This is a genomic window from Micromonospora sp. WMMD754 (assembly GCF_049315235.1).
GTDB lineage: Bacteria > Actinomycetota > Actinomycetes > Mycobacteriales > Micromonosporaceae > Micromonospora > Micromonospora sediminicola.
On sequence record NZ_CP186058.1, the window covers coordinates 4,115,274 to 4,142,178 of the forward strand.

23 protein-coding genes and 1 riboswitch are annotated in these 26,905 nt (G+C 73.1%); of the genes, 15 read left to right on the forward strand and 8 right to left on the reverse strand.

Translation table 11 applies throughout. From position 1 onward, the window contains the following. Positions 1-31: 31 nt before the first annotated feature. Positions 32-1,357, reverse strand: coding sequence for a polysaccharide pyruvyl transferase family protein (locus ACN27B_RS19970; protein WP_422746022.1), 1,326 nt, complete (start codon positions 1,355-1,357; stop codon positions 32-34). A gap of 147 nt (positions 1,358-1,504) precedes the next feature. On the opposite strand from ACN27B_RS19970, the gene ACN27B_RS19975 reads away from it, so the two are divergent. The 4 genes from ACN27B_RS19975 (at position 1,505) to ACN27B_RS19990 (ending at position 5,538) form a co-directional block, all read left to right on the forward strand. Beyond that, positions 1,505-2,689 carry an acyltransferase family protein gene (locus ACN27B_RS19975; protein WP_357629534.1) on the forward strand — a complete coding sequence of 395 codons (1,185 nt, stop codon included), beginning with the start codon at positions 1,505-1,507 and terminating at the stop codon, positions 2,687-2,689. A gap of 79 nt (positions 2,690-2,768) precedes the next feature. Next, a complete protein-coding gene (locus ACN27B_RS19980) occupies positions 2,769-3,128 on the forward strand; it encodes a hypothetical protein (RefSeq protein ID WP_422741244.1) in 360 nt (119 codons plus the stop codon). A 149-nt stretch (positions 3,129-3,277) separates the two neighbouring features. Next, the gene (locus tag ACN27B_RS19985; RefSeq protein WP_422741245.1) at positions 3,278-4,042 is read left to right on the forward strand and encodes a hypothetical protein; all 765 of its coding nucleotides are present in this window, start codon (positions 3,278-3,280) and stop codon (positions 4,040-4,042) included. A gap of 307 nt (positions 4,043-4,349) precedes the next feature. Next, a riboswitch (cyclic di-AMP (ydaO/yuaA leader) is annotated at positions 4,350-4,489 on the forward strand. Between the two features lie 209 nt (positions 4,490-4,698). Next, complete coding sequence (locus ACN27B_RS19990) at positions 4,699-5,538, forward strand: C39 family peptidase (protein ID WP_422741246.1); 840 nt, start codon at positions 4,699-4,701, stop codon at positions 5,536-5,538. A 57-nt stretch (positions 5,539-5,595) separates the two neighbouring features. Here ACN27B_RS19990 and ACN27B_RS19995 read toward each other — a convergent pair whose 3' ends face one another. Further along, positions 5,596-6,147, reverse strand: a complete 552-nt coding sequence (locus ACN27B_RS19995) for a hypothetical protein (RefSeq protein WP_422741247.1) — start codon at positions 6,145-6,147, stop codon at positions 5,596-5,598. Between the two features lie 967 nt (positions 6,148-7,114). Between ACN27B_RS19995 and ACN27B_RS20000 the strand changes: the two genes are divergently transcribed. Both ACN27B_RS20000 and ACN27B_RS20005 read left to right on the forward strand, forming a co-directional pair. After that, complete coding sequence (locus tag ACN27B_RS20000) at positions 7,115-7,849, forward strand: alpha/beta fold hydrolase (protein WP_422741248.1); 735 nt, start codon at positions 7,115-7,117, stop codon at positions 7,847-7,849. Positions 7,850-7,921: 72 nt separating this feature from the next. After that, positions 7,922-8,476: a dihydrofolate reductase family protein gene (locus ACN27B_RS20005; protein WP_099161708.1), complete on the forward strand. Its 555-nt coding sequence runs from the start codon at positions 7,922-7,924 to the stop codon at positions 8,474-8,476. A 45-nt stretch (positions 8,477-8,521) separates the two neighbouring features. On the opposite strand, the gene ACN27B_RS20010 is transcribed toward ACN27B_RS20005, so the two are convergent. The 4 genes from ACN27B_RS20010 to ACN27B_RS20025 form a co-directional block, all read right to left on the reverse strand. Next, entirely contained in the window at positions 8,522-10,198 is a 1,677-nt protein-coding gene (locus ACN27B_RS20010; protein WP_422741249.1) for a CDP-glycerol glycerophosphotransferase family protein, read from the reverse strand. Positions 10,199-10,217: 19 nt separating this feature from the next. Next, positions 10,218-11,720, reverse strand: coding sequence for a D-ribitol-5-phosphate cytidylyltransferase (locus ACN27B_RS20015; protein ID WP_422741250.1), 1,503 nt, complete (start codon positions 11,718-11,720; stop codon positions 10,218-10,220). A gap of 105 nt (positions 11,721-11,825) precedes the next feature. Then, entirely contained in the window at positions 11,826-12,626 is an 801-nt protein-coding gene (locus ACN27B_RS20020) for an ABC transporter ATP-binding protein (RefSeq protein ID WP_099161706.1), read from the reverse strand. Further along, positions 12,619-13,521, reverse strand: coding sequence for an ABC transporter permease (locus ACN27B_RS20025; RefSeq protein ID WP_099161705.1), 903 nt, complete (start codon positions 13,519-13,521; stop codon positions 12,619-12,621). Before ACN27B_RS20025 ends, ACN27B_RS20020 begins: the two co-directional genes overlap by 8 nt. Positions 13,522-13,676: 155 nt before the next feature. Between ACN27B_RS20025 and ACN27B_RS20030 the strand changes: the two genes are divergently transcribed. From ACN27B_RS20030 to ACN27B_RS20040, 3 genes are all read left to right on the forward strand, one after another. Continuing rightward, positions 13,677-14,309 (forward strand): TetR/AcrR family transcriptional regulator, encoded by a 633-nt coding sequence (locus ACN27B_RS20030; RefSeq protein WP_099161704.1) that lies wholly within the window; start codon positions 13,677-13,679, stop codon positions 14,307-14,309. 151 nt (positions 14,310-14,460) lie between these two features. Beyond that, complete coding sequence (locus ACN27B_RS20035) at positions 14,461-15,567, forward strand: DegT/DnrJ/EryC1/StrS family aminotransferase (protein WP_099161703.1); 1,107 nt, start codon at positions 14,461-14,463, stop codon at positions 15,565-15,567. Continuing rightward, positions 15,564-16,601 (forward strand): Gfo/Idh/MocA family protein, encoded by a 1,038-nt coding sequence (locus ACN27B_RS20040; RefSeq protein WP_099161702.1) that lies wholly within the window; start codon positions 15,564-15,566, stop codon positions 16,599-16,601. The genes ACN27B_RS20035 and ACN27B_RS20040 overlap by 4 nt, the downstream gene beginning before the upstream one ends. Positions 16,602-16,649: 48 nt before the next feature. Here the strand turns inward: ACN27B_RS20040 and ACN27B_RS20045 are convergent, their stop codons facing one another. Beyond that, the gene (locus ACN27B_RS20045; protein ID WP_099161701.1) at positions 16,650-18,296 is read right to left on the reverse strand and encodes a glycosyltransferase; all 1,647 of its coding nucleotides are present in this window, start codon (positions 18,294-18,296) and stop codon (positions 16,650-16,652) included. Between the two features lie 141 nt (positions 18,297-18,437). On the opposite strand from ACN27B_RS20045, the gene ACN27B_RS20050 reads away from it, so the two are divergent. From ACN27B_RS20050 to ACN27B_RS20065, 4 genes are read left to right on the forward strand one after another with little or no spacing between them, the layout of a single operon-like run. Continuing rightward, on the forward strand, positions 18,438-19,652 hold the full coding sequence (locus ACN27B_RS20050) for a glycosyltransferase (RefSeq protein WP_253866574.1): 1,215 nt from the start codon (positions 18,438-18,440) through the stop codon (positions 19,650-19,652). 29 nt (positions 19,653-19,681) lie between these two features. Further along, positions 19,682-20,248, forward strand: a complete 567-nt coding sequence (locus ACN27B_RS20055) for a hypothetical protein (protein WP_422741251.1) — start codon at positions 19,682-19,684, stop codon at positions 20,246-20,248. Continuing rightward, complete coding sequence (locus ACN27B_RS20060) at positions 20,245-21,633, forward strand: glycosyltransferase (protein WP_253866572.1); 1,389 nt, start codon at positions 20,245-20,247, stop codon at positions 21,631-21,633. The genes ACN27B_RS20055 and ACN27B_RS20060 overlap by 4 nt, the downstream gene beginning before the upstream one ends. Beyond that, positions 21,630-22,235: a hypothetical protein gene (locus ACN27B_RS20065; RefSeq protein WP_099161700.1), complete on the forward strand. Its 606-nt coding sequence runs from the start codon at positions 21,630-21,632 to the stop codon at positions 22,233-22,235. The genes ACN27B_RS20060 and ACN27B_RS20065 overlap by 4 nt, the downstream gene beginning before the upstream one ends. Before the next feature lie 50 nt (positions 22,236-22,285). On the opposite strand, the gene wecB is transcribed toward ACN27B_RS20065, so the two are convergent. After that, the gene (gene wecB / locus ACN27B_RS20070; protein ID WP_099161699.1) at positions 22,286-23,374 is read right to left on the reverse strand and encodes a non-hydrolyzing UDP-N-acetylglucosamine 2-epimerase; all 1,089 of its coding nucleotides are present in this window, start codon (positions 23,372-23,374) and stop codon (positions 22,286-22,288) included. A gap of 175 nt (positions 23,375-23,549) precedes the next feature. On the opposite strand from wecB, the gene ACN27B_RS20075 reads away from it, so the two are divergent. Together ACN27B_RS20075 and ACN27B_RS20080 are read left to right on the forward strand one after the other, a co-directional pair. Beyond that, the gene (locus tag ACN27B_RS20075; protein WP_422741252.1) at positions 23,550-25,028 is read left to right on the forward strand and encodes a hypothetical protein; all 1,479 of its coding nucleotides are present in this window, start codon (positions 23,550-23,552) and stop codon (positions 25,026-25,028) included. Further along, positions 25,025-26,902 carry a hypothetical protein gene (locus tag ACN27B_RS20080; protein ID WP_099161697.1) on the forward strand — a complete coding sequence of 626 codons (1,878 nt, stop codon included), beginning with the start codon at positions 25,025-25,027 and terminating at the stop codon, positions 26,900-26,902. Before ACN27B_RS20075 ends, ACN27B_RS20080 begins: the two co-directional genes overlap by 4 nt. Positions 26,903-26,905 lie beyond the last annotated feature (3 nt).

Genomic DNA, 26,905 nt, shown 5'->3' on the forward strand with positions numbered 1-26,905 from the left:
CGTACCCCGAAATCGAACAGGCGTACGACGGTCAGCGGCCCAGCATCCGGCGGACCGGGCCCGGCACGGCCTGCTTGATCCGCTCGCGCAGCCCCTGGCCGCGCAGCCCGGCGACCGTGTCGGCGAGCGCGCGGTTGTCGTCGCGCAGCCGCTCGATGCGGGTCAGCAGCTCCTCGCGCGGTGCGGCGCCGACCGGGCGGACCGCCGGCGGGAACACCGTCTCACGGACCCGCTGGTCGAACCGGGCGGCGCTGTCGCCGTCGGCGAACGACGTGCCCAGGTCGTGCTTGGCCAGGAACGCGGTGATCGTCGCGAAGCGGGCCTTGTGGCCGGAGTTGAGCGCGGTGTAGTCGGCCTCCGCGTAGAGGTCGGCGGCGTCGACGTCGGCGGGCACGTCCCGCATGATCCGGTGCGGGATGTCGAAGTAGCGGGCCAGTTCCAGCGTGCGCGAGTCGTGCGCGAAGAGGTAGCCGGGGGTGCCGGAGATCAGCGCGGTGATGGTGCCGTGGATCCGGGTGCCGAAGGCGAAGTCGTAGTCGGCCAGGTGCGCCATCCAGGTCCACGGGTCGACGAACATCCGCACCTTGTCCTCCACGAAGAGGGGGTGCGAGGTGTGCAGCGGCATCTCGCCGCTCTTGCCCCGGTGCTCGGGCGCGTCGCCGTAGAGCAGGGTGCCCAGGGTACGCAGGTCCTGCGGCACGTAGCAGAGGTTCGGGTAGCGCTCCCGGTGGTGGCGGACGACGGCGGCCATCGAGGCGACGTACGGGGAGATGGTCAGCGCGACCCGGTCGTCGGTGCTCAGCTCGTCCCGGGGCTTGTCCAGCCGGAAGGTGTCGCCGTGCAGGAACATCGACGGGCAGCCGATCTGCTCCACCGCGGAGAAGCCGAGCGTCCGCAGGTAGCTCTCGGTCACCTCGCCGCGTACGCCGATGCTGTACGACCGGTCGAGCACGGCCCGGCAGAACGCGCTGACCGGCTCGTCGATCTGGCGCAGGTACTCCCGGTCGCCGTCGACGTTGGTCTGCACGCCCACGCCGAGGACGACCACCGGGATCTTCAGGCGCTCGATCAGCCGGGTCATCGGCGTGAGGCGGTGCACGAAGCTGCGGCGGAAGGCGTTGGCCAGCGGGACCACGAACACGTCGTACCGTTCGTTGATCTCGTCGGCGAGGCGCGGGTCGGCCGGGCTGCGGGTCGCGGTGATCTCCGCCGTGGAGGTGGCCAGCAGCTTGTGCGCGGCGTGGCTGAAGACCAGGTTGCCCGTGTTGTCGCCGATCCAGTTGCCGGCGAACGTCTCCTCCGGCGTGAGGACGTCGAACGGGCCCTTGCGGGCGCGGAGCAGGATCCGCTGGTGCATCCGGTTGGTCACCTTCCGTACTGGCACGGCGTGTCCGGCGGGCCGGGTGGGCGCCCGCTCGGGCAGGAACGGAAATCCTATCCGCCGCCCGCCGGGGCCCGGCCGGGCCTCGGCACCCCGCTCCTCCCGGCGGGTAGGGTGCCCGGAATGACCAGTGCGCCGACCACCACCCGCGCTCCGCGCCTGCCGTCGCTGACCGGGTTGCGCTGGGTCGCCGCGCTGCTGGTCTTCGGCTTCCACGCGGGCACCATGCGGATCGTCGCCGAGCCGGATCTCAAGGCGGTGGTCGACAAGGCGTTCAGCCTGGGCCTGTCCGGGGTCGAGTTCTTCTTCATCCTCAGTGGATTCGTGCTGGTGTGGTCGTACCGCGACGGCGAGCCGGGGCGGACGTTCCTGTGGCGCCGGGTCGCCAAGATCTACCCGAACCACGTGGTCACCTTCCTGGCGGCGCTGGCCGTGGCGGCCTGGTTCGCCGACCCGGTGCCGCGGCTGGCCGCCCTCGGCAACCTCTTCCTGGTCCAGGCGTGGATCCCGTTCGGCGGCTACTTCTACAGCGTCAACAACGTGAGCTGGTCGCTCTCCTGCGAGTTGGCCTTCTACCTGTGCCTGCCGCTCGCGGTGCCGTGGCTGCGTCGGGCCCGTACCGGGGCGCTCCGGGTCGTGCTGGTCGCCGCGCCGCTGCTCATCCTCGCCCTGTGGCCCGGGCAGCAGCTGGTGCCCGAGGAGCAGCGGTGGTGGTTCACCCAGATCTTCCCGGTCACCCGGTCCTTCGAGTTCTGGATGGGCGCGGCCGCCGCCGAGCTGATGCGCCGCAACCGCTGGCGGGGCCCCGACCTGACCGTGGCCAGCCTGCTCTTCGTCGGCACCTGGGTGGTCGCCGCGTTCTGGGTCCGGGCCGAGTTCTGGGCGGCGCTGCTCGCGGTGGCGTACCTGCTGGTGATCACCGCGGCGGCGCAGGCCGACGTGCGGGGCCGGTGGACCCCCTGGCGATCCCGTCCGATGGTCTGGCTGGGCGAGGTCTCCTTCGCCTTCTACCTGGTCCACGTGCTGGTCATGGTGACCGTGCTGCGGCTCACCGGCGACTGGGGCACCGGACTGCCCGGGTGGCGGGGCCCGCTCGCGGTGCTCGGCTTCCTGCTGCTCAACCTGGCGCTCGCCGCCGCCCTGCACCGCTGGGTGGAGGTGCCGATGATGCGGCGTCTCGGCCCGCGCCGGCCCCGCCCCACGTCGGCCGCCGCCGCGCCGGCGCGGTCCGTGCCGGCGCCGAGGTCGCCCGCCGACGGCGGCACCCCCACCCCGATCGAGTACGCCGGGCGGCGCCGCCCCGACTGAGCGCGTCCACCCTGGTCGGTGGTGTCACGACACGCCGACCGAGAGTGCGCGGCGGTGGGATCGGCGGTAATTTGTACCCGTGCTTCCGATCGCGCTCACCTGTCCCGTGTGGTGGGTGGCGCGCTGGGCGGCACGCATGCTGGCCAGCCTGGCCGTGGTCGTCGCCTGCTCGCTCGGCGCCACGACGCTGCCCGCCGGTGTCGCCACGGCCGCCCCGGCGCCGGCCGGCCCGGCCGTCGGTCTGACGTCGCGTACCCCGACGGGCACGCCGGTCGCCTCGCGGCCGGAACGTGTCGACGTCGCCGAGCGGCCGGCCCCCTCCACCGGCGTCCCGGAGCCCGCGCCCCGGCACGCGGTCGCGCGGCCCGGCCACCGGGAGCCGGTTCCGTCCGGTCGGCACCCGGCGCCGGTCGGCCCCCGGGCCCCGCCCGCCCGCTGACCAGACGGGCCGTCCCCGGCCCGTCCCCGCACCCACCGAACCTCACCCCGCACCCGCCTCGGCGGCCCGGCGGCGCCCGTTCTGCGGCCGCGCCCCGCCCCGACCGGCGTGCGACCTTCCCGCCACGTCTTCTCCGTGAGGTGCCGACCATGTCGCAGACCGTTCTCCACCACTTCCTCACCGCCGTCCCCGAGGCCGCCGCGATCTGGTCGGCCCTGCTCGTGCTCGCCCTCGGCCTGCTCGCCGTGCTCGTCGCCCGTCCCGACCGCGACGGCGCGGCGGACCTCGAACCCGATCCGGTCGACGCGGAGGCGCTGCACCGGGCGGACCTCGCCCGCTACGCCGACGAGGTGGCGGTGGCCGCCACCGGAGCCGCCCAGACCGCCCGCCGACGACGCGAGCGGTGGCTGGCCGTCCAGGACGAGGCGGAGCGGGCCTGGGTGGCTTTCGACGAGGCGGAGGCGGCCGCCCGCCGCCTGGCCGGCGCCGCCGCGCTGCCCGCGCCGCGCACGCCACACACCCCGTCCGAGTACGCGGCGCGGGAGCGCTGGCTGCACCACGCCGCCATGGCGGCGCACTGGCGGGGTGACCTGACCGCCCGGCAGCTCGCGGACGTGCTGGCCCACCGCAACGGGTGGGACCCGCGTCGCCATCCGGCCGAGCAGGAGATCGTGCTGGCCCGGACGATCCGTGACGGCCGACGGGCGGCCTGGGAGGCGGCCGCCGAGCGGGAGCGACAGGCCTGGCGGGACGCGGAACTGGCCGCCGACGCGGCGCGGACGCTGGCCGCCGAGACCTACGCGGCGGCCGCTGCGGTGCGGCCGTCGCCCGCCCCCCGCGCTGCGTCGGCCACCCGCGTCCGGGTGCCCACCGTCGTGCGCGGCGCTCGCTGGCGGCCGGCCCGGGTCGGCTGAGTGGCGGTCTCCGCCGAATCGTTACCCGAATGCGGTGAGCCCGCTCACGTGCGGCCCGGAAACGGGCGCTCGGCGCACAACCGGTCAGCCGACCCGACAATTGCGGGGCGTCGGCCGGTCGAATGCCCGCTTTTCGCCTTCCGATGCCGGCTCGAACCCTTGTCCCCATTGAGTGAAGTCAGTAACCGGCTGTTCCGATATCCGTAGTCGCGGACGACGTTTACGCAGGTGGGAGCGCTTGGCTTGAGGCGTACCCACCGGTAGTGTCGGCGCGTCCGGTGCGGTTTCCGATCGCAGACGGCGACGCCGCACCGACCCGCCTAATCGTGCATACGAACCGGGGACCCACAGCAACACCGGGGTGAATCCGCGAGCCACGGCCCGCGGTAGGGCGTACTTCCCGCCCGAATCCGTCAGCTAACCCGGTCGGCGGCCACGGAAGGAGTTCCATTCCTCGTGCGAACCACCCCCCGATCGTCCCCCCACCTCCACGGCCCGGTGGTGCCGGCGCTCGCCTGACGGCGACGCCCACCCGATCCCCCGTGTGCGCCCGGCTGTCCGGGCGCTCCGTCCCGCGGCCGTCCCGCCCCGTCGAACGCGCGTGAGGTCCTCCGCGCGTGGGGCCGGCGTGTGCCGCTCACGCCCTGGAGGAACCCGTGAAGCACCACCTGAAGCGTCAGCTGCGGCGTCTCGCCACCGAGCGCCCGTACCAGATCATCGCCGGTTCGGCCGCCGCCCTCGTGTTGGCCGGCGGCACCGGTGTCGCCCTCGCCGCCACCGACGACACCCCGTCCCGGTCGGAGAACACCGTCGCGGTCGCCGAACTCGGCTCCCGCCTCGGCGAGGCCGCCAGCCGCGGCGAGGCCCGCATCGCCGTCCCGTCGCCGAGCGCGTCGCCCAGCGCCGCACCCACCGCCTCGCCCTCGGCGAAGCCGGCGGCCAAGGCCACCACTGACCCGGACACCAAGCCGAAGCCCAAGCCGAAGCCGCCGGCGAGCAAGGTGCTCGACTACGACTACCAGGCGCAGACCACCTACTACTACTGCGGCCCGGCCGCGGTGCGCAACGCGCTCAGCGCCACCGGCATCGAGCGGAGCCAGGACACGCTCGCCGTCGCCCTCGGCACCACCGAGATGGGCACCAACTCGGCCGAGGACACCACCCGTGTGCTCAACCAGCAGGTCAAGGGCAACCCGTACCGGACCCGCATGATCCCGGGCGCGGCCACCCCGGCCCAGATGGACCGGCTTCAGGCCGACGTGGTCACGGCGGTCAGCAACGGCCGCGCGGTCGTCGCCAACGTCGCCGGCGACGCCACCGACACCAACGGCGGCTGGCACTCGTTCCCGGGCGGCCACTACATCGCGGTGGTCGGCTACAAGAACGACGGCCGGACCGTCCGGATCGCCGACTCGGCCGACCCGTCGCTGCCCTCGTACTGGGTCACCACCATCGACCTGGCGAACTGGATGGCGACGCGCGGCTACTCCGCCTGACGCCTCTCGCTACACGCGAAGGCCGGCACCCCGGGTTCGGGGTGCCGGCCTTCGGTCTTACTTGGTCCAGTGCTCGGCCACGATGTCGGTGGCCTGCTTCTCCCACTGCGCGTACGCGTCCGGGTAGGCGGAGACCTGGACGGTCTGGGCGGCGTCGGTCAGGGGCATGGTGTCCCAGCCGTCGACCTGCTTCAGGCCCTTGAGGAAGGCCAGGGTCGAGTACTCGGGGTCGGTGATCTGCTCCGGCGTGCCCCAACCCGAGGACGGGCGCTGCTGGAACAGGCCCAGCGAGTCGTGGTCATTCTTGTCGCCGAGGTGCCCGAGGTTCTCCAGCTTCGACTCCTGCAGGGCGGTGGCGATCGAGATGACCGCGGCCCGCTCGGGCAGGCCGGCCTTCTTCGTCGCGGCGATGATCGCCTTGGCGTTGGCCAGCTGCTCGTCGTTCAGCGTGATGGTCGACTGCTCACCCTGCACGGACGCGACCGCGACGGGCTTGCCGGCGGCGGCATGGGCGGTGTCGGCGTGGGCGGCGACCGGACCGGCGAACACACCACCGGTGAAGGCCAGACCAGCAACACCCAGGATGCTCTTGCGCAGGATCGTGTTCATGACGGGGGCTCCATTCGGGGGTCAACACACCCGGGGGGGTGTGGGCACCGTCAGGCGCTCAAGAAGTCTTGGGGGGGACCCGGCACGCTCGTGGAGCCTGGGGGTCAGCTCACGGGGGCCGGGGATGTCCGGTTGGCTCGCGGGGCGGGGGCCTCGTCGCGGCGCCGGGATGATGTGTGACGACCGGCGGCCTGCCGCCATTCCCCGGGGGGCGGGGCGGCGGCTCAGGGGTTCGCTGCCTGCTCGGTCGTTCACCCGTCTACAACGCCGCCGACCCACCGCCGATTCCGCGTCCAGGGTGCCGCCCACCACCACCGAACCGGACACCCCACCGCATCCCAGGCGCCCGGGTGAAAGCCCACGGGTGCATCCGGACACCCGCAGACACCCGTGACGTTCCACCCAGCGGCCGCCAGCCCCGTCGGTGGAACGTCATGGCTGCATCCCGGCCGCGGAGACACCCATGACGTTCCACCCAGCGCCCGCCAGCCCCGTCGGTGGAACGCCGTGGGTGTATCCCGGCCATGGAGACACCCATGGCGTCCCACCCAGCGCCCGCCAGCCCCGTCGGTGGAACGTCATGGGTGCATCCCGGTCCGGTAGACACCCACCCCGTTCCACCCACCGTGAGCCGACGCCGCGAGTGGAACGCCATCGGTGTGTCACGCCGTACCAGAGTCCGTTCCGTCCGAGGCCGGGCAACGCCCACGAAGCACGGCCCGCGCCCGTGGCCGTCTCCCGGCGGTGAGAAAGGTGCCCAGGCGGTGTGCCGTCCCCCGCACGCCCGCCGACGACTACCCGTTGCGGCAAACAGACCGTGAAGGATACGGGCCCTCGGCGAGGGCGCGATCGTCGACGAATCTCCGGAAGGCGTCCCGTGGTGACGGACGCGCCGGCGGCGGGTGCCACGGTTGCGGAGGGCGTCGGCTCTCGCGCGTCGTGTCCGTCCGGTGGCAGACTGCGCCGTATGGGCGATACGACGGGGACCCGTCACCTGGTGCTCCTGCACGGCATGGGCGCCACCGGCGAGGTGTGGCTGCCCTGGGCGCCGCTGCTGGAGCGGCGCTGGCCCGGCCGCTGGCTCGCCCCCGACCTGGCCGGCCACGGCTGGTCGCCACCGCTGTCCGGCTACTCCTTCGCGGGCCTGGCGCAGCGCCTGGTGGAAGGGCTCGGGCCGGTCACCGAGCGATTCGGTCCGCGGGACCGGCTGGTGCTGCTCGGGCACTCGCTCGGGGGCGTGGTGGCGCTGGCGCTGGCCGCCCGGCAGCGGGGCCTGCCCGTCGACGCGGTGGTCGGCCTCGGCATCAAGGTGGTCTGGTCGCCGGCCGAGTTGGCCGCGCGGCCGGTGACCTGGTTCGCCAGCCGGGACGAGGCGGCCCGCCGCTACCTGCGCGTCTCCGGGCTCGCCGGACTGTTCGCCCCCGACCATCCGGTGGTCGACGCGGGGCTGCGCCGGGAGGACGGCCGCTGGCGGCTGGCGATGGACCCGGCCGCGTTCGCGGTGGGGGAGCCGCGGCTGCCCGCGTTGCTGGCCGCCACCGACGTGCCGGTGCTGCTGGCCCGCGGCGAGCTGGACCCGATGGTGAGCGACGCGCAGCTCAAGGAGTTCGGTGTGCCGGTGGCGACGCTGCCCGGGCTGGGCCACAACGCGCATGTGGAGGATCCGGCGGCGGTGCTCGCCCTGCTGGACGCCTACCTGTGAACCAGGGCGTCGTGGGTGTCGAACCGGCGACGTCCGCCTGGGCCGCCGCCGTCGTGGCTAGACTCGCCGGCCATGGGAGCGCTCATCTTCAGCCTCAACCTCACCCTGGACGGTTGCGTCGACCACCAGGAGGGGATCGCCGACGACGAGACGCACGCCTTCTTCACCCGTCTCATGGACGAGGCCGGGGCAATGCTGTGGGGGCGCGTCACCTACGAGATGATGGAGAGCTACTGGCCGGCCGTGGCCCGCGACGAGCAGGCGCCGCCCGCCGAGCGCGACTGGGCGGTCAAGCTGGAGGCCAAACCCAAGTACGTGGTGTCGTCGACGCGCCGGGGCTTCCCGTGGACCAACAGCCACCACGTCGCCGGTGATCTGCGCGACGGGGTGCAGAGGCTCAAGGACGCGACCCCGGCCGGGGTCCTCCTCGGAAGCGGCAGGCTCGCGACCGAACTCGACCGGCTGGACCTGATCGACGAGTATCAGATGCTCGTCCACCCCAGGATCGCCGGCCACGGTCCGACGCTGCACCAGGGCGGGCTGCCCGGCACGCGCCGGCTCGAGCTGGTCTCGGCGGAGCCGCTGCGCAACGGCGTGGTCGCCCTGCACTACCGCCGCGCGCGCTGAATCACGGGCGGCCGTCGCCGGCGATCACCTGAGCGGGAAGACCCCTCAGACGGCGGCGCGGGGGACCGGCACGGCCCACTCGGGCTCCAGCTCGCGGCGGGCGGCGGTGAGGAACGCCTCGGCGTACCGGTCGGCCGGGAAGTCGCCGAGGTAGCGGGTGCGGGCCGCCCACCGCTCCGCGGCCTTCGGGTCGGTGTCGAGCAGCGCGCCCAGCACGTCGTCCACGTTGGACATGTCGCGGCGCAGCACATAGCCGGAGGCGGCCAACGGGAACCGCTCGACGAAGTGCGCCCCGTCGGCGCCGGTGTCGGTGACCGCATACGGCTTGCCGGAGTAGAGCCAGTCGGAGATGACCCCGGAGACGTCCGAGACCAGCGCGTCGGCGCGGTTGACGCACTCGGTCAGCGTCAGCTCCCGGGCGGCCGCCGCGCCCCACAGGTGGGCCCGGCCGGTCCGCGACCGGTCGGCGGCGAGCAGCTCGGTGAGCCGGGCGAGCTGCCGCGCCGAGGCGGGGTTCTTGTCGGTGTACGGGTGGGCGCGCAGGATCACCGTGGCCCCCCGGTCGAGCAGCCGGCGGATCAGCGTCTCGGCCACCGGCAGTGAGCAGTAGTTCGCGTCGGCGTGGTGCCCGGTCCAGGTGGGGGTGTAGAGGACGGTCGGGTGCGCGGAGGCGAGGACCGGCTCCCGGCGTACCTCGATGGCCTCGACCTGGGGGCGGCCGACCACGACGAACTTGTCGGCGGGGATGTCCACCCCGGCCCGGGCGTACCGGTCGATCGCCGCGTGCCCGGCCACGAAGATCTTGTCGAAGATCGCCGACACCGGGTTGGCGCTCGGCGCCTTGTCGCTGTCGCCGTGGTGCAGCTGGACGTGGGTGAGCTGGGTGAACCGGATGCAGTGGGCGTTCTTCGCGCCGTGGTTGACGTAGAACGCGGCGCGCAGGCTGGGCACCAGGGCCTCGTCGAGCGCCGTCAGCGTGGGGCAGAGGACCACCGGCGCGCGGGTCGCGGCGGCCACTGCCGACAGGAACTCGGGCTCGCGCAGCACCACCACGAACGGCCGGCCGATCCGCTCCAGATAGGGCAGCCACATGGTGACCTGGTACTCGGAGCCGGGCGGGGCGGAGAAGTGCAGCAGGAACTCGGGCTGGTGCCGGCGCAGTGCCCGGCCCACCGATCCGCCCCCGGCCGGCGGCCGGAACCGGCGCCGGGCCAGGTCGAGCGCCACCGCGGCGCAACCGATCGCGACCAGCAGCGCCGCGGCCAGCGCGAGCCAGGCCGGCAGCGTCAGCGCGGCGGCGAGCGCCACCAGGGCCAGCAGCACGAGTACGGCGTCGCCGAGCCGCGCCGCGACCACCGGCGTCCACGTGCGGACCGGCAGGTTGGCCGCCCGGATCTCCAGCGCGCCGGCCTGGCGAAGCGGCCCGACCAGCAGCACCAGGCCGAGCAGCACCAGCGCGGTGGCGGCCAGCGCGGGGTCGAATCCGCCGTCGAGGCGCCGGGCGTAGCCGACCAGGATGCCGGCGGCGACGAGCACCGTCTCGGCGAGGCCGTCGGCCGACGGCCGGACCCGGCGCTCCCAGGCGGTGGCGGCGAGCGCCGCGCCGGCCAGGGCCAGGCCCCAGCCGGTGGCGCCGGTGAGCGCCACGACGAGGAAGGCCAGCACCGCCAGCCCGGTGGTCAGCACCCGGGCGAGCAACTTGCGAACCAGGTCACCACGCATCTGGCACGTCCTGTCGGGTTCAGGCGTCGGCGGACAGTTCGGACCGGGGCGGGCCAGGCTGGGCCGGTACGGCGGCGGCCACCTGCTCGCCGGGGGCCCGGCGCACGTCGACCACCTGGCCGGTCAGCTCGGAGATCAGCACGTCCAGGGAGGCCTGGGCGACCGCCTCGGAGGAGAGCAGCGTGTGCTCCGGCTCCTCGCCGAACGCCCGGGTCCGCATCGGGGTGGCGGTGCGCTCCGGGTTGACGCAGTTGACCCGTACGCCGAACTCCGCCCACTCGTCGGCGAGCGCCTGGGTCAGGTTGACCAGCGCGGCCTTGGTGGCCGAGTAGAGCGCGTAGCGCGCCCGGCCCCGGGTGTAGGAGCTGGACGTGTAGAGCAGCAGCTGGCCCTTCGTCTGCTGGAGGTAGGGCAGCGACTGACGGGCGATGGTGACCGGACCGACGAAGTTGACGTGCAGGAGGCGGTCCATCGTCTCGTCGTCCATCTCGGCGAGCGCGCCCTTCTCCAGGATGCCGGCGGTGACCACCACGTAGTCGATCCGGCCGGTCGCCTCGAACGCGGTCTTCAGCGCGGCGGCCACGTCCTCGGCGCGCTCGACGTGGGTGCCGGTGGTGGAGCGGCTGAACGGGAACACCTGGGCGCCGTAGCGGCGGGCCAGCTCGGCCAGGTCGTGGCCGATGCCGTAGCTGCCGCCGAAGACCACGATGGTCCGGCCGGTCAGCTCCTCGGCGTAGCCGCCGTGGGTCAGCCGGGGCGCCTGGGCGGCGGCGAGCTGGAAGAGCTTGTCGGCCAGGTGCACGTCGACCGGGTGGGTGACCTTGATGTTCTCGTCCGAGCCGTCGATCACCTTGATCGGCGTGCCCGGCAGGTAGCGCAGCACCACGCCGCAGTCGTCGGTGGCGGCGAAGTCGGGGTCGCCCTCGGCGCGGCGGTACGCCTCCCGGATGGTGCCGGAGCGGAACGCCTGCGGGGTCTGGCCGCGGCGCAGGCGGGAGCGGACCGGGATGTCGGTGATGCAGTCGTCCGCGTCGACCTGGATGATCGTGTCGGCGGAGGGGATGGCCACGTCGACCGCGGAGTAGGACCAGAGCGCGTTCACGCACTCCCGCACGATGCGGGCGCTCACCAGCGGGCGGACCGCGTCGTGGAAGAGGATGTTGACGTCGCCCTCGCCGACCGCGTCGAGCGCGATCCGGGTGGTGTCGTTGCGGGTCTCGCCGCCCTCGATCACCTTGGTGACCTTGCGCAAGCCGGCGTCGGCGACGATCCGCTCCGCGTCGCCCACGTGGCCGGTGGCCATCAGCACGATGATCTCGTCGATCTCCGGCGCGGCCTCGAAGACGGCGAGGGTGTGCTCGATGATCGGCTTACCGGCGATCTTCAGCAGCTGCTTGGGGATGCCCAGGCCGAGGCGGGTCCCGGTGCCCCCGGCGAGGATCACGGCCACCGTACGCGTGGGGCGCCAGGGTGCCGGGCTCGCCGGCGCGGCGTCCGGTGCGGTGGTGTGGTCCTGCGTCATTGCCGTACCTCACTCTGGGTGAAAAGCGGATGGATCCGAAAACCTTAACGCGTACGGCGGAGCGCACCGCTCGGGCGGGAACCCGGGGCGGTGCGCTCCGTCCGGCTACTTCTGGTTCTCGTACGCGTCGCAGACCTCCTTGGTGGGGCCGTCCATCTTGAGGACGCCGCTCTCCAGCCAGATGGTCCGCTCGCAGGTGTCCCGGATCGAGCCGATCGAGTGGCTGACCAGGAAGACCGTGCCGGCGCTGTCGCGCAGCTCGCGGACCCGCTGCTCGCTGCGGGCGCGGAACTTGCGGTCGCCGGTGGCCAGGGCCTCGTCGATGAGCAGCACGTCGTGCTTCTTCGCCGAGGAGATGGCGAAGCGCAGCCGGGCGCCCATGCCGGAGGAGTAGGTGCGCATCGGCAGCGAGGCGAAGTCGCCCCGCTCGTTGATCCCGGAGAACTCGATGATCTCCGGGGCGATCCGCTTGACCTCATCCGGCGTCATGCCCATGGCCAGGCAGCCGAGCACCACGTTGCGCTCGCCGGACAGGTCGTTGAGCAGCGCGGCGTTCACGCCGAGCAGGGACGGCTGGCCCTGGGTGTAGACCGCGCCGCGGGCCGGCGGGAGCAGGCCGGCGATGGCCCGCAGCAGGGTCGACTTGCCGGAGCCGTTGCTGCCGATCAGGCCGATCGCCTCACCCTCGTACGCGGTGAAGCTCACCCCCTTGACGGCGTGCACCTCGCGGATGTTCGGAGCCTTGGTGCGCGAGACGATCCGCTTGAGCGCGGAGACCGGGGTGGCGCCGCCGCTCGCGCCCTTGTGGATTCGGTAGATCACGTGCACGTCGTCCACCACGACGGTGGGGACGCGACCCGAGTCGGTCACCGGGCCGGCGTTCAGCGGCAGGGTCTGCTCAGCCACGGCCGTACTCCTTCTCTCCACGCCAGAAGTAGATGAACCCGCCGATGCCCATGACGACCGCCCAGAACAGAGCCAGGGCCCAGAGCTTCGGCGGCGAGCTCACCAGGTTGGCCTGGTGCGAGTCGAGCAGCGCGTACCGGGCCAGCTCGATGAAGACCAGCGGCGGGTTCCACTCCAGGAGGTTCGCGGCCCAGTGCGGCAGGTGCTGGCGGAACAGCGCCACCGGGTAGAGCACGCCGGAGGCGTACAGCCAGGTGCGCATCACGAACGGCATGATCTGCTTGAGGTCGGTGACCTTGGAGCCGATCCGGGCCATGATCATGGTGAGCCCGATGTTGAAGATCGTCTGGAGCAGCAGGGCCGGAGCGAGCAACAGCCAGCGGAAGGTGATCGGCTCGCCGGTGAACAGCACGATCGCGGCCAGCACCACCATCGACATGAGCAGCTGCTGCAGTTGCACCAGCGTGACGGTGATCGGCAGCGCGGCCCGGGGGAACTGGAGCGCCCGGATCAGGCCCAGGTTGCCGGTGATCGCGCTGGTGCCGTTCGACACCGCGGTCTGGGTGAACATGAAGATGAACACGCCCGTGCACAGGTACGCGATGAAGTTCGACACGTTCCGGTTCTGGGACAGGATCACGCCGAAGATCAGGAAGTAGACCGCCGCGTTGGTGAGCGGTGTCAGCACCTGCCAGAGCTGCCCGAGCTGGGTGTTGCTCAGCGAGGACGCGACCTTCGCCCGCGAGTACGCGGTCATGAAGTGCCGGTACGCCCACAACCGGCGGGCGTACTCGCCCAGTGGCGGTCGTTCCCCGGCGACCCGCAGCCCGTACCGCCGGGCCAGTTCGGCCCGGGTCAGTCCGGATTCGGGGTCGGCCACCGCGGTGTTGGCCATGGTCAGGCGCTCCGATCTTTCGTGCGTGATGGGGAGCAGTGCGGTGAAGACATCCAGCGTGGCCGGGCGGGGAGGAGCCGCCTCGCTGCTGCATGGAAGGTAGTCCACCGAACGTCGGGACGCAACCGTACCGTCGTTGCGCTACATTGTCCCACGTGACGACCGAGAAGAGGCGTGCCCCGGCCGGCGCGGCGGTGCTGCGCGGGGAGATCACCAGTGCCATCCGCGCCGCCGTGATGCAGGAGTTGGCCGAGGTCGGCTACGGCCGCCTCTCCATCGAGGCGGTGGCCCGCCGGGCCGGTGTGAGCAAGACCGCGATCTACCGCCGCTGGCGTTCCAAGCTCGACCTGGTGCTGGACATGGTCTCGGCGGTGGCGGGCCGGAACATCCCGCTGCTGGACACCGGCAGCCTCCTCGGCGACCTGGAGATCCTGCTGCACGTGATGGCGCGTGCGCTGCGTCACCGGCTGGCCGCGCAGATCATCCCGGACCTGCTGGCCGAGGCGTCCCGCAACCCGCAGATCGCCGAGAAGTTGCAGGCCGCGCTGGACGACTACCAGCAGGCCGTCGGGCGGATCCTGATCGGTCGGGCGGTCGAGCGCGGCGAGCTCTCCCCGGACACCGACCGGCGGGCCGCGGTCGACCTGATCGTCGGGCCGGTCTACTGGCGGATGGCGATCTCCCGGGCCACGCTGGAGCCCACGGAGGTGCCGCGCCTGGCCGCCGCGATAGTCGCCGCCCTGCGGGTAGCATGCGTGGAGCCTGTCCGCGACGGGGTGGAAGTGTGACCCCGGCGCCCGCCGACGGGAGCGCCCGTCGATCATGAACAGCGCACGACATCCGGCCGGACAATGGCCGCGATCAACCGGTTTTCATCCCAAACCGCTACCATCCCCCAACGTCCCCCACATGAGTCACGCGTCGACAGGAGGAAGCCCCATGGTCGGGCCGCATCCAGAGTTCATTCCCCCAGCACGACCGATCATCGGCGAGGCCGAGATCGAGGCGGCTGTCCGGGTGCTGCGGAGCGGCCGGGTCGTCCAGGGCCCGGAGGTCGCGGCGTTCGAGGAGGAGTTCGGTGACCTGGTCGCCGGCCGGCACTGCGTCGCCGTCAACTCCGGCACCTCGGCCCTGCAGCTGACCCTGATGGCGCTCGGCTTCGGCCCGGGCGACGAGGTCATCGTGCCTTCGTTCTCCTTCGCCGCCAGCGGCAACGCGGTCCGGTTGGTCGGCGCCGAGCCGGTCTTCGTGGACATCGAGCCGGGCAGCTTCTGCGTCGACCCGGAGGCGGTCGCCGCCGCGATCACCCCGAAGACCGTCGCGATCATGCCGGTGCACCTCTACGGACACCCGGCCGCGATGGACCGGATCATGGCGATCGCGCAGCAGCACGGCCTGGCCGTCGTCGAGGACGCCGCCCAGGCGCACGGCGCCGAGCTGAACGGCACCCCGGTCGGCGCCTTCGGCACCGCCGGCTGCTTCAGCTTCTACCCGACCAAGAACATGCACTCCCTCGAGGGCGGCATGATCACCACCGCCGACGCGGACCTCGCCCGCACCCTGCGGCTGCTGCGCAACCAGGGCATGGAGCAGCGGTACGCCAACGAGATCGTCGGCGCCAACATGCGGATGACCGACGTGGCCGCCGCCATCGGCCGGGTGCAGCTCGGCCAGCTCGACGGGTGGACCGAGCAGCGTCGCGCCAACGCCAAGTTCCTCGACTCCGCCATCACCGGCATGGTCACCCCGCCGGTCGCCGACGGCGCGAAGCACGTCTACCACCAGTACACGGTGCGGGTGCGGGGCGACCGGGACGCCGCCCAGGCCCGCCTCACCGAGCTGGGCATCGGCAACGCGGTCTACTACCCGACCCCGATCCACCGGCTCAAGCCGTACCTGGTGGACGGCAAGCCGGGCGCGTGGGACCTGCCGGAGACCGAGCGCGCCGCCGCCGAGGTGGTCTCGCTGCCGGTGCACCCGTCGCTGAGCCAGGCCGAGCTGGAGCGGATCGCCGAGGGCGCGAACCTCGCGGGCGGTGCCCGATGAGCGGGGGCCGCAAGCTGCGGGCCGGGCTGATCGGCCTCGGCGCCATGGGTCGCAACCACGGCCGGGTGCTGTCCAACCTGGACGGTGTCGAGCTGGTCGGCGTGGTCGATCCCGCCGGCGACGTCACCGGCACGCTGCGCGCGCCGGTCGTACCCGAGCTGAGCGACCTGCTGGCGCTGGGCGTCGACTACGCCGTGGTGGCCTGCCCGACCGCGCTGCACGAGTCGATCGGCCTGGAGTTGGCCGCCAACGGCGTCTGCGCGCTGATCGAGAAGCCCCTCGCCCAGTCGGTCGACGCGGCCACGAAGCTGGTGGAGGCGTTCGAGACCGCCGGGCTGGTCGCCGGCGTCGGTCACATCGAGCGCTACAACCCGGCGCTGCAGAGCCTGCGGACCCGGCTGGAGGCCGGCGAGCTGGGCGAGGTCTTCCAGGTGGTCACCCGCCGCCAGGGCCCGTTCCCGCACCGCATCGCCGACGTCGGCGTGGTGATGGACCTGGCCACCCACGACATCGACCTGACCGCCTGGGTGACCGGCCGGGAATACACCTCGGTCTCCGCCCGCACCGTCTCGCGCAGCGGCCGGCTGCACGAGGACATGGTCGCCGTGGTCGGCCAGCTCTCCGACGGCACGATGGTCAACCACCTGGTCAACTGGCTGAGCCCGCTCAAGGAGCGGTCCACAGTGGTCACCGGCGACAAGGGCTGCTTCATCGCCGACACGCTCACCGCGGACCTCACCTTCTACGCCAACGCCGCCATCGACACCGAATGGGAGGCGCTGCGCGCGTTCCGCGGCGTGGCCGAGGGCGACATGGTCCGCTACGCCATCCCGAAGCGTGAGCCGCTGCTGGTCGAGCACGAGCGCTTCCGGGACGCGGTGGAGGGCAAGCAGAGCGACATCGTCACCCTGCGACAGGGCCTGCGTACCGTGCAGGTCGCCGCCGGTCTGCTGGAGTCCGCCTCCGACGGCCGGACCGTCTTCGTCAGCCCGACCGACGCCGGGCGCGACGCACCCGTCGCCGCGTCGGCCTGATCCGCCCGCCCGGCCGGGCGTCCACGGACGCCCGGCCGGCGCCCCGGGTCAGCGCTGTTCGACCCCCAGCATGCGGTCGAAGTGCGGTGCGTTGACCGACCAGTCCCACGTCGCCAGCGCATGCGCCGCCGCCGCCGCGCCCTCGGTCCGCCAGACCCGCTCGTCGGCGGTGAGCGCGCGGACGCGTGCGGCGGCCGCCGCCGGGGAGTCGACCACCCAGTCGGCCGGGAAGACGGTACGGGCTCCGTGCACGCCGTCGGCGAAGAACGGCCAGTCCCGGACCACCGGCACCGCGCCGCTGGCCGCACCCTCCACCACCGCGCAGTGGAAGCTCTCCCGCACCGAGCTGCTGAGCACCACTCCGATGCCGGTGAGTACGCCGGGCACGTCGTCGGTGTGACCGACGCGGACCACCGCGCCGGTCGGCTCCAGCTCGGCGAGATCGGCCTCCAGCGCGGTCGCGTAGTCCCGGGCCGCCCGGCTGCGGCGGATGTCGAGGCCCCCGCCGACCAGGAGCAGGCGGTAGCGCTCGTCCTCGGCCCGCAGCAGTCGCAGCACCTCGATCGCCCACCGGGGATCCTTGGCCACGGCGCTGGTGCCGATCAGGCCGAGGGTGAACCGCGCCGCCGGGTCCTTCGCGCGGCGGAACGGCGCCAACTCCAGCGCGTTGCACAGCACGTGGGTGCGGGGCGCGTCCGGGCCGGTCAGCCCCGGCGTCACCCGCAGCGTGAAGTCGCGGAGATGGTCGGAGACGAAGACCACGTCGTCGACCCGGCTGAAGTCGATCAGGTGCGGCCACCGGCCGAACGCCTCGTAACTGTGCAGCCGTACGACGATCCGGGTGTCGCCGGGATCGACCAGGCTGGTCATCGCCGCGGTCGCCACCGCCCAGTCGACGAACACCGTGTCCGCCCAGTCCAGGTGCGGGCGGAGCCAGCGCTCGATCTGCTCGCCGTACTCGGTGCCGCCGAGCAGCGCCTCGGTCACCATGCCCCGGCTCTGCCGGGTCAGCGGCCCGGCCACCGGGTCGTCGTCCAGCCGCAGGTAGCGCACTTCGACCCCGGGATGGTCGGCGTACCGCTCGCGCACGGCGCCGAGAAAGTGCGCGCTGCCGTTGAGCATCAACAACAGGCGCAGCGGTCGGTCGGTGGGCGCGGGGGCCGCCGGTGTCGCGCGGCCGCGCGGAGTGAGCAGTGCACGGCCCACAGCGCTGCCGTGCAGTGGCGCGAGGAAGGCGGCCGGATCCTCGACCAGGGGAGAGGTGAGCTGGTCGAAGTGGATCACCCGGTGGAACTGGGTGTGCAGGACCCGGTAGAGCCGCCGAGCCGCCGCGGCGCCGTCGCCCCGGGCGTACGCGCGGTCGGCCTCGCCCAAATCGGCCGAGACGGCGGCCAGCAGGTGCGCCGGGGTGCGTCCCTCGGCCAGGTCGTCCGCGGCCTCCTGGGCGAGCAGGTCGGCGCGGGCCGCCGGGTCCACCGCGCCCGCCACCGTGACCAGCGCCGCCCGCGACTCGCCGGCCGGCCAGCCCGCCCCGATCATGCCTGCGCGCAGCCGGCGGGCCAGGGCGGCACGCGCCCCGGTCGGCAGTAGCGGCGCGGCCGCGAGACCGTGGATCAGGCGGGCCGCCGCGCGGTGCCGCACCACCCGGGGAGCCGTCACGCGACGCAGCACGCCGGCTGCGAGCTTGCTACCCATCAGGGCGGGATCCTTTCGACGGGCGGACGCGGGGATCGGTGGCCCGCCCCGCCGGCGGTGGGGGCGGCGGGTCGGCGGGGCGCGCAGGACAGCGTGCATGTTAACGTGGCGCGGTCCCTACGTGCGGCGAGGAAGGTTCGGGTGCCGGCAACTTCTGAACGGGACGTCGTCGTGATCACGCCCTGGTATCCGACCCGCGAACTGCCCTTCCGTGGCTCGTTCGTGCAGGCGATGGTCGGCGCGACCGCTCCGGTTTCCGACCGGATGACCGTCTACCACTGCGACGCCTGGGTTGCCGCGCTGGACGGCGACGGCGAGCGCCGGGTTCGGGACGCCCACCACGTGCTCCTCCGCCACGCGCAGCACCGCACCCCGACGGTCGGAGGCGCTGACCTGGTCTACGTGCCCGTGCCCGTGCCGCGTGGCCTCGGCCACGCCGAGATCGCCGAGCGGCACGACGACGCGCTCCGGGCCGCCCTCGGCGGTCGGCCGCTCACCGCGCCGGTGGTGCACGCCCACGTGGGACTGCCCAGCGGCTGGGCCGCGATCCGCAACGCCGGTCCGGAGACCCGCGTCTTCGTCACCGAGCACGCCAGCTTCCTGGACCGGGTGCTGGAGACCGCGCGCGGGCGGGAGATGTACGACGAGGTGCTCCACCGGTGCGCCGGCTTCCTCGCCGTCGGCGAGGGCGTCCGCCGCCCCCTGGTCGAGGCGTTCCCGCACCACGCGGACCGGATCGGCGCCGTCGCCAACCCGATCTCCTTCGACGAACCCCGGTCGACGCCGATCACCGCGCTGCGGCGTTGGCTCTTCGTCGGGGCGCTCTCCGAGCTCAAGGGCGTACCGCTGTTGCTGGAGGCGTTCGCGCGCTGCCGGCGGGACGACCCGTCGCTGACGCTGACCCTGGTGGGTGAGGGCGCGTTGCTGACCAGCCTGACCGCGCGGGCAGCCGAGCTCGGGGTGGCCGAGGCGGTCACGTTCACCGGCGCGGTGCCGCCGCAGGAGGCGCTGCGGCTGATGCGGGAGCACGACCTGCTGGTGCACCCGAGCCGTCGGGAGACGTTCGGTGTCGCGGTGGTCGAGGGCATCGCCGCCGGGCTGCCGGTCCTGGTCACCCGCTGCGGCGGCCCGGAGCGGACACTGTCCGGCATCGAGGCGGCGGCCGGCGAGATGATCGATGTCACGGACGACCCGGACACGATCGTGGCCGGTTACCGGCGGCTGCGCTCGCGGTTCCCGCACGACCTCGATCCCGCCCTCGTTCGCACGTCACTCGCCGCCCGGTACGGCTACGGCGCGGTCGCCGACATGCACCGCCGTCTGTGGTTTTCCGACGAGGCCGCGCCGGCGCGCTGACGCCGGGGCGCCGCAGCTGATGGAGTGAGATGCACGTCCTTTTCCTGTCCGTCGGGGGAGTCCGGCGGCGCGCCGTCGTGGAGGAGTCCCGCCAGGCCGTCGCCGACGGCGGCGCCGCCACGGTGGTGGTCGACCGGCTGGGCCCCTGGAGCCGGGAGACGTTCGCGCCCGGTGTCCGGGTCGTCGAGCTGGACGCCCTCCTGCGGCGCCTGCCGACGGTCCGGTTCGAGCAGGCGGCGCTCTACAAGGCGCCGCGCAAGCTGCTGCGCCTCGTCGGCCGGGGCCCGCTGCGCCGGATCTCGAAGCGGACCGAGCGGGCCTACCAGCGGCGCCTCGCCGACCCGGCGCACCGAGCGTTCCTACGGGTGCGCGGCGACCAGCGCCCCCGGCTGATCGACCAGCTCTTCGCCCGTACCCCGGTGGATGTGCTCGTCGTCACGGACCCGATCGCGATGCCGTACGCGGCCCGCATGGTGGGGAACCGGACCGGGCACGCGAGTCCGAGAGTCTGCTTCAGCTACGACTACTCTGGAGAGGCGACCGATCGCCAGCACCGTACCGACGACCCGGATTCCGCCCAGGGGGACACTCCATGAACCGGACGCGCACGCCGCGCCGACCGCGCATCCTCTACCTGTCCTTCTACTTCCCGCCGTCGCGGGCCAGCGGCGTCTACCGGGCTCGGGCGACCGCCAACTACCTCGCCGAGCACGGCTGGGAGGTGACGGCGTTCGCGTCGCCGCTGTCGTTCCTGCACCGGGTGATCGGCTCGGTGGACGAGCAGCTCGCCGAGACCGTCCACCCGTCGATCCGGGTGGAGCGGCCCGCCATCAGCCACTTCGCCTGGGAACGCGACCTGCGCGAGTACGGCCGGTTCCGGGGCATGTCGCCCATCATGGCGCGCAACCTCTACAACTTCGGGCTGAAGAAGATCTTCCCCGAGCACTACCTGTCCTGGGCGGTCGCGTCGGTGCGCAAGGCGTTGCGGATGCACGCCCGGCGCCGGTTCGACGTGGTGCTCGCCACCGGTAACCCGTTCGCGTCGTTCGCCGCCGCCTGGATGATCCACAAGGCGACCGGGGTGCCGTTCGCGGTCGACTACCGCGACGCCTGGACGCTCAACATGTTCACCGAGGAGGACGGGTACGAGCCCGGTCACCCGGCCTGGCGCTGGGAGAAGCGGATTCTCCGGGACGCGTCCGCGTCCGTCTTCGTCAACAAGCCGCTGCTGTCCTGGTACGCCGACCGTTACCCGAACGCCGCGGACCGGATGATGGTGGTGCCCAACGGTTGGGACCCGGATCTGCTGACCCAACTCGACCTGTCCACGCCGACCTCCGGCACCGACCGGGACCAGCCGCTGCGGTTCACGTTCCTCGGCACCATGAACAGCACCCAGCCGGTGGAGCAGCTCGCCGAGGCGTTCCAGATCGCCCGGCGCCATCCCGACCTGGCCGACGCCGAGCTCAACATCCACGGGCACCTCGGATACTTCGCGCAGGGCAAGGCCCCGCTCATGGAGCGGCTCGGGTTGACCGCGGACGAGGACGGTCGCTCCCTGCCGGACAACGGCATCCACTACCGCGGCCCGGTGTCCAAGACCGAGGTCGGCCGGGTCTACCAGGAGAGTGACGTCCTCGTGTTCCTCGCCGGCGGCGCGCGGTACGTCACCTCCGGCAAGATCTTCGAGTACATGGCCAGCGGCAGTCCGATCGTCTCGGTGCACGCGCCGGGCATCGCCGCGCAGGACGTGCTGGCCGGCTATCCGCTCTGGTTCAACCCGGAGAGCCTCGACGTCCACGACATCGCCGAATCGATGATCGCCGCGGGCAAGGCCGCCCGGGACATGTCGACCAAGCAGCGGGCCGAGGCCCGTGCCCACGCCGACACCTTCACCCGGCAGGCGGTCACCGCGCCGCTGGAGGCCCGGCTGCGGTCGATGGTCCGGCGGAAGATCGAGACGGGAGAGGTGGGATCGTGACGATCGCCGACGGAGACGGAGCCCGGACCGCGACGGTGACCGCGCCCCGGCAGCCGCGGGCACTGCTGCTGGCGTTCAACCACAGGCCGCACGACCGGGTGCTGGCGCTGGCCGAGCGGCTGCTCGACGAGGGCGCCCGGCTGGACGTGGTGGTGCTCAGCGAGGGCAACTGGGCCGAACTGGCCGGGCGGCCCGGTCTGCGTCTGTTCACCATCGGGGCCGCCGAGAAGCGGCACCCGCTGCTGCGCGCCGAGCGCTTGGTGGTGACCAGCGGGCCCCGGCGGGTGGCCGGCGGGCTCGGTCGGCTCGCCGGCAAGAGCGTGGCCGGCGGGCTGCGCCGGCGGCAGGAGCGCCTGAGCCGTGCGTTCCACAAGCGCGTGTTCATGAAGGCTTACACGAACGTGCGTCCGATGGTGCTGTCGAAGCTCGCCCTCAAGCGACTGTCCGAGCTGGACCTCGACCGCGACCCGGCCGACCTGATCGTGGCCTCCGACGCGCTGTCGATCACGCTGGGCTGGCAGTTGGCCCGCCGCTATCCGGGCGTGGTCGCCACCACGTCGCTCGATCCGCCGCCGCTGGCGCAGATCACCGCCGCGGCCTGACCGGCCGTCCGGGTGACGGCCGACCGGCGGTCACCCGGACGGGCCGGGTTTCAGCGCGCGTGTTCGGCGAGGACCCGTACGACGTTCTCAGCCGCCCGGCCGTCGCCGTAGGGGGTGCCCCGACCGGCGCTCGGCCGGGGACGGGTGGCCGTGTCGGCCCAGCCGTCCCGGCCCAGGGCGGCGGGCTCGGGCACCAGCCGGTTCCAGTCGTCGACCAACGTCTCCACCCACTCCGTCTCCGGGCGCAGCGTGGTGCAGGGCCGGTCCAGCAGGTACGCCTCCTTCTGCAGGCCGCCCGAGTCGGTGACCACACCGACCGAGCCGAGCACCGCGGCGACCATGCCGGCGTAGGGCAGTGGCCGACCGACGTGCAGCGCGCCCCCACCCAGCTTGATGCCGTGCTCCTCGGCGCGGGCCAGCAGGCGCGGGTGCGCCAGCAGCGCGACCGGCACCGGCAGCTCGGCGAGCGCGGACACCAGCGCCCCCAGCCGTCGCGGGTCATCGGTGTTCTCCGCCCGGTGCAGCGTGGCCAGCAGGTACGGGGCCTCCGGGTCGATGCCGGCGGGCAGCTCCGGGCGGGTCTGGCCACCGGCCAGCACGGCGTCGCGGACCCGCAGGCAGACGTCGACCATCACGTCGCCGACCAGGACGGCTCGCTTCGCCAGCCCTTCGGCCGACAGGTGGCGCACCGCCTCCTCGGTCGGCGCCAGCAGCAAGTCGGCGCAGTGATCGGTGAGCACCCGGTTGTGCTCCTCAGGCATCCGGCGGTTGAACGAGCGCAGCCCCGCCTCGAGGTGGGCCACCGGTAGGTGCATCTTCACCGCGGACAGCGCACCTGCCAGCGTCGAGTTGGTGTCGCCGTAGACCAGCACCCAGTCGGGCCGTTCGGCGGCCAGCACCGGGTCGAGGGCCGAGAGGGTCTTGCCGGTCTGCACGCCGTGGCTGCCGGAGCCGATACCCAGATGCACGTCGGGATCCGGGATGCCCAGACCGGAGAAGAAGACGTCGGAGAGGTCCGCGTCGTAGTGCTGCCCGGTGTGCACGATGACGTGCTCGTGGTCGGTGGCGGCGAACGCCGCGGCGATCGGCGCGAGTTTGACCAGCTGGGGCCGGGCGCCAACGATGCTGACGACCTTCATGTGAATGATCCCTCCGATTGACTGTCCGCTGACCGGGGCGGCGTCGTGCCCGCCCCGCGGGCCGGCGGCGCGCGACGGCCGGCGACCGTGCACCGCCACGCGGGCGATCTAGGCTAACATCGCTGCGTCCCGCTTCCGGATGCCGACAGGGCCAGCGCGAGCGCGAGGAATCCCCATGGTGGTCGACTCTTCCGTCGTCGAACGACGCCGTCCCGAGCCGGCGAATCGGCGTGGTGTCGGCCGGTTCCGGTCGTGGCTTCGTGGCGACCGCCCACTGCTGGCGGTCCTGCTGGTCGCCTTCGTCGCCGCGCGGCTGAGCATCGCGGCGCGGGTCGAGGCGTTCCGCACCTTCGACACGCGTTCCTACGCCGGGCTGCTCGACGGCCCGAACCCGACCGCGACGGTCTCCTTCACCGGGCACGCGCCGCGGCTGTGGGGCACACCGCTGCTCTACTCGCTCGCCGGCAGCGACCCGGCGCGGGCGTGGGCCCAGGCGCTGATCGGCACCGCCGCGTGGGTGCTGCTGGTGCTGGCGCTGTGGATCGCGTTGCGCACCACCACCGCCCGGGTCTGTGCCGCGACCGCGCTGTTCGTCCTGGCTCTGACCCGGGCGGTGTACGTCTGGGACCACACCCTGACGGCGGAGTCGCTCTCGATCAGCCTGGGTCTGCTCGCCTTCGGGTTGCTGGCGCTGTGGGCGCGCCGGCGGTCGTGGCCGCTGCTCGCCGCGACGGTGCTGGTGACGGTGTGGTGGATGTTCGTCCGGCAGGACATGCTGCTGTTCATCGCGCTGGTGCCGGCGGTGCTGGTGGTGTTGGCGTGGCGCGACCGCTCGCGCCGGTGGCCGGCGGTGGTGGCACTCGGCGCGCTCCTGGCCGGGCTGGCCTGGAACGCGGCGCTGCTCGGCCCCACCGACCAGACGTTCTCCCGATGGAGCGCCTCCGGGCGCTCCCAGACCGACGAGACGTTCCTCTACCGGCTGATGGTCGAGGTCCAGCGCGACCCGGCGATGCACCGGGCGTACCACGACGAGCTCGGCATGCCGCAATGTCAGGCGATCGAGGACCCGGCGCTGGTGCGGCGGTGGAACGTACGGAAGTTCTCCGAGGCCTACGCCCGGTGCGGGGAGCTGCAGACCTGGGCCGAGGAGCACGAACTGGGGGTCGGCTTCCGGTACGCGCTGGCCGAGCCGGAGCACTACCGCGAGATCATGGGGCACCGGATCCTGCCGATGGCGTTGGGCAGCACCGAGCTGCACACCTACGGTCGCCCGGTGACGATGCTGCCGGAGGCGGTCGGGTCGGTCTTCTACCCGCCACGTCACCTGGCCCTGCCCCTGATCGGCGGCGCCGCCGCGCTGGCGCTCCTGGCCTGCGTGGCCACCGGGGCCGTGCGACGGCGGCGGTGGCTGACCGCGATCGGCGTCGTCGGCGGGCTGGTGAGTGTCGCGAGCGTGCTGGCCAGCCTCATGCTGTCCGCCGGCGAGTACACCCGGTTCGGCATTCAGGAGGCCATCTACCTGCGGATCAGCCTCGTGGTGCTGGCGGTGGCGGCGCTCGACGCGGGGCTCACCCGGCGGAGGGAACGCGCCGGTGCGTCGGCGCGGGGGGAGTCGGGTGAGGCCGCGCCGCGGCCGTACACTCCTGCCTCATGACCGCACCGGACACCCGTCGTTCCGAGCCAGCTCCCACCGGGCCCGCCGCGCCCGGCGACCGCGAGCCGGACGACGCGGCGGCGGGTCCGGCCGGGCCGCTCCCGGCCGTGCCGGAGCGCGACGTCCGGCCCGCCGTCGAGCCGGACGACCGGCCGACGCGCCGCCGCCGGAGCCGATGGGACGCGCTGGTGGCGGCGGTCTACCTGCTCGGCGCGCTCATGGTGACCGCGCGCGGCTGGCGCGACGTGGACGGCCGACTCCTCGGCAGCCGCCCCGACGACCAGGGCTTCAACGAGTGGATGCTGGCCTACGCGGCGCACGCGGTCCGGCACCTGGAGAACCCCTTCTTCACGACGGCGCAGAACGCCCCCGACGGGGTGAACCTGATGACCAACGTCGGCATGCAGCTCCCCGGGATCCTGCTGTCGCCGGTCACCCTGCTGTTCGGCGCTCCCACCGCCTACGTGCTGCTCATCACCCTCAACCTGGCCGGCACCGGCTACGCCTGGTACCACGTGCTCTCCCGGCACGTGGTGGACTCCCGCGCGGCGGCCTTCGTCGGCGGCCTGTTCTGCGCCTTCGCGCCGGCGCTGGTGTCGCACAGCAACGGCCACCCGCACATCACCGCGCAGTGGCTGGTGCCGTTCATCGGTTGGCGGGTGCTGGTGCTGGCCCGGGACGGTCGGGTGCTGCGCGACGGGCTGGTGCTCGGCGCGCTGGTCGCCGCCCAGTTCTTCATCAGCGTGGAGATCCTCTTCCTGCTGGCGCTCGGCTGCCTGATGGTGGTGCTCGCCCATCTCGCCGTGGCGCCCCGGGTCGCCGTGCGGCGCGCTCCCCGACTCGCCGGCGGCCTGCTCGTTGCCGGCGCGCTCGTCGCGGTGGTGACCGCGTACCCGTTGTGGATGCAGTTCGCCGGGCCGCAGCACCGCCTCGGTCATCCCGGTGGGCCGGACGTGTACGCGCTGAAGCTCGGCTCCTACGTGCGCTACGCCACGGAGTCGATCGCCGGCAGCGCGACCAGCGCCGGGGGTTGGGGCCCGAACACCACCGAGCAGGCGAGTTTCTACGGCTGGCCGCTCGTGGTGCTGGCGGTGGCCGCCGCGTGGTGGCTACGGCGGGAGGTCGCGGTGCGCGTGCTGACCCTGGTCGGGGTGGTCTGCGCGCTGTTGTCCATCGGCACCACCTGGACCTGGGGCACCGAGCGCACCACCGTGCCGGCGCCGTTCGCGCTGGTGCAGCACCTGCCGATCTTCGACGCGGTGGTGGTGGCCCGGTTCGGCCTGATCACCACCGTGGCCGTCGGCGTGCTGCTGGCGCTTGCCGGCGACCGGGTGCTGCGGACCCGGGTGGAGAACCCGATGCTGGTCCGCGTCGCCGCTGTCGCTCTGCTGGCCGCCCTGGTGCCGGTCCTGCCCACCCCGCTGCCGGTGCAGAAGCGTCCGTCGGTACCGCACTTCGTGACCGCGGGCGAGTGGCGGGACCATGTGGCTCCCGGCCGCACCCTGGTGCCGGTGCCGGTGGCCAACATGACCTCGGTCTACTGGGGCTCGGCGGCGCTCGCCGAGTTCGCGGTGCCGCAGGGCTACTTCCTCGCGCCGGTGTCGCCGACAGATCCGACCGGGCGCTGGGGAGTCGAGCCGCAGCCGACCGCGAAGCTGCTCACCCTCGTGGCCGAGGGCCGTCGGGGCGTCGAGGTGACGCCGGCCGAGGTGGCGCAGGCGCGCGCCGACGCGCGGCACTGGCGGGCGGACGCGGTGGCGCTGCCCCGGCACCGGCGGCAGGAGCAGTTGCGCGCGGTGCTCGACGCCTGCTACGGCCCGGGCCGGCGGGTCGACGACGTGTGGCTCTGGGACGTCCGGCCGTTCAACCGGTGACGG

What these genes read in the sequence shown, in the direction of transcription:
- ACN27B_RS20080 (WP_099161697.1), top strand. Translation starts at nt 25,025, where the DNA reads ATGACCGCACCGGACACCCGTCGTTCCGAGCCAGCTCCCACCGGGCCC.
- ACN27B_RS20035 (WP_099161703.1), top strand. Translation starts at nt 14,461, where the DNA reads ATGGTCGGGCCGCATCCAGAGTTCATTCCCCCAGCACGACCGATCATC.
- wecB (WP_099161699.1), bottom strand. Translation starts at nt 23,374, where the DNA reads ATGAAGGTCGTCAGCATCGTTGGCGCCCGGCCCCAGCTGGTCAAACTC.
- ACN27B_RS20025 (WP_099161705.1), bottom strand. Translation starts at nt 13,521, where the DNA reads ATGGCCAACACCGCGGTGGCCGACCCCGAATCCGGACTGACCCGGGCC.
- ACN27B_RS20010 (WP_422741249.1), bottom strand. Translation starts at nt 10,198, where the DNA reads ATGCGTGGTGACCTGGTTCGCAAGTTGCTCGCCCGGGTGCTGACCACC.
- ACN27B_RS19970 (WP_422746022.1), bottom strand. Translation starts at nt 1,357, where the DNA reads ATGCACCAGCGGATCCTGCTCCGCGCCCGCAAGGGCCCGTTCGACGTC.
- ACN27B_RS20055 (WP_422741251.1), top strand. Translation starts at nt 19,682, where the DNA reads ATGCACGTCCTTTTCCTGTCCGTCGGGGGAGTCCGGCGGCGCGCCGTC.
- ACN27B_RS19985 (WP_422741245.1), top strand. Translation starts at nt 3,278, where the DNA reads ATGTCGCAGACCGTTCTCCACCACTTCCTCACCGCCGTCCCCGAGGCC.
- ACN27B_RS20015 (WP_422741250.1), bottom strand. Translation starts at nt 11,720, where the DNA reads ATGACGCAGGACCACACCACCGCACCGGACGCCGCGCCGGCGAGCCCG.
- ACN27B_RS20075 (WP_422741252.1), top strand. Translation starts at nt 23,550, where the DNA reads ATGGTGGTCGACTCTTCCGTCGTCGAACGACGCCGTCCCGAGCCGGCG.
- ACN27B_RS20000 (WP_422741248.1), top strand. Translation starts at nt 7,115, where the DNA reads ATGGGCGATACGACGGGGACCCGTCACCTGGTGCTCCTGCACGGCATG.
- ACN27B_RS19975 (WP_357629534.1), top strand. Translation starts at nt 1,505, where the DNA reads ATGACCAGTGCGCCGACCACCACCCGCGCTCCGCGCCTGCCGTCGCTG.
- ACN27B_RS20045 (WP_099161701.1), bottom strand. Translation starts at nt 18,296, where the DNA reads ATGGGTAGCAAGCTCGCAGCCGGCGTGCTGCGTCGCGTGACGGCTCCC.
- ACN27B_RS20060 (WP_253866572.1), top strand. Translation starts at nt 20,245, where the DNA reads ATGAACCGGACGCGCACGCCGCGCCGACCGCGCATCCTCTACCTGTCC.
- ACN27B_RS19995 (WP_422741247.1), bottom strand. Translation starts at nt 6,147, where the DNA reads ATGAACACGATCCTGCGCAAGAGCATCCTGGGTGTTGCTGGTCTGGCC.
- ACN27B_RS20005 (WP_099161708.1), top strand. Translation starts at nt 7,922, where the DNA reads ATGGGAGCGCTCATCTTCAGCCTCAACCTCACCCTGGACGGTTGCGTC.
- ACN27B_RS20040 (WP_099161702.1), top strand. Translation starts at nt 15,564, where the DNA reads ATGAGCGGGGGCCGCAAGCTGCGGGCCGGGCTGATCGGCCTCGGCGCC.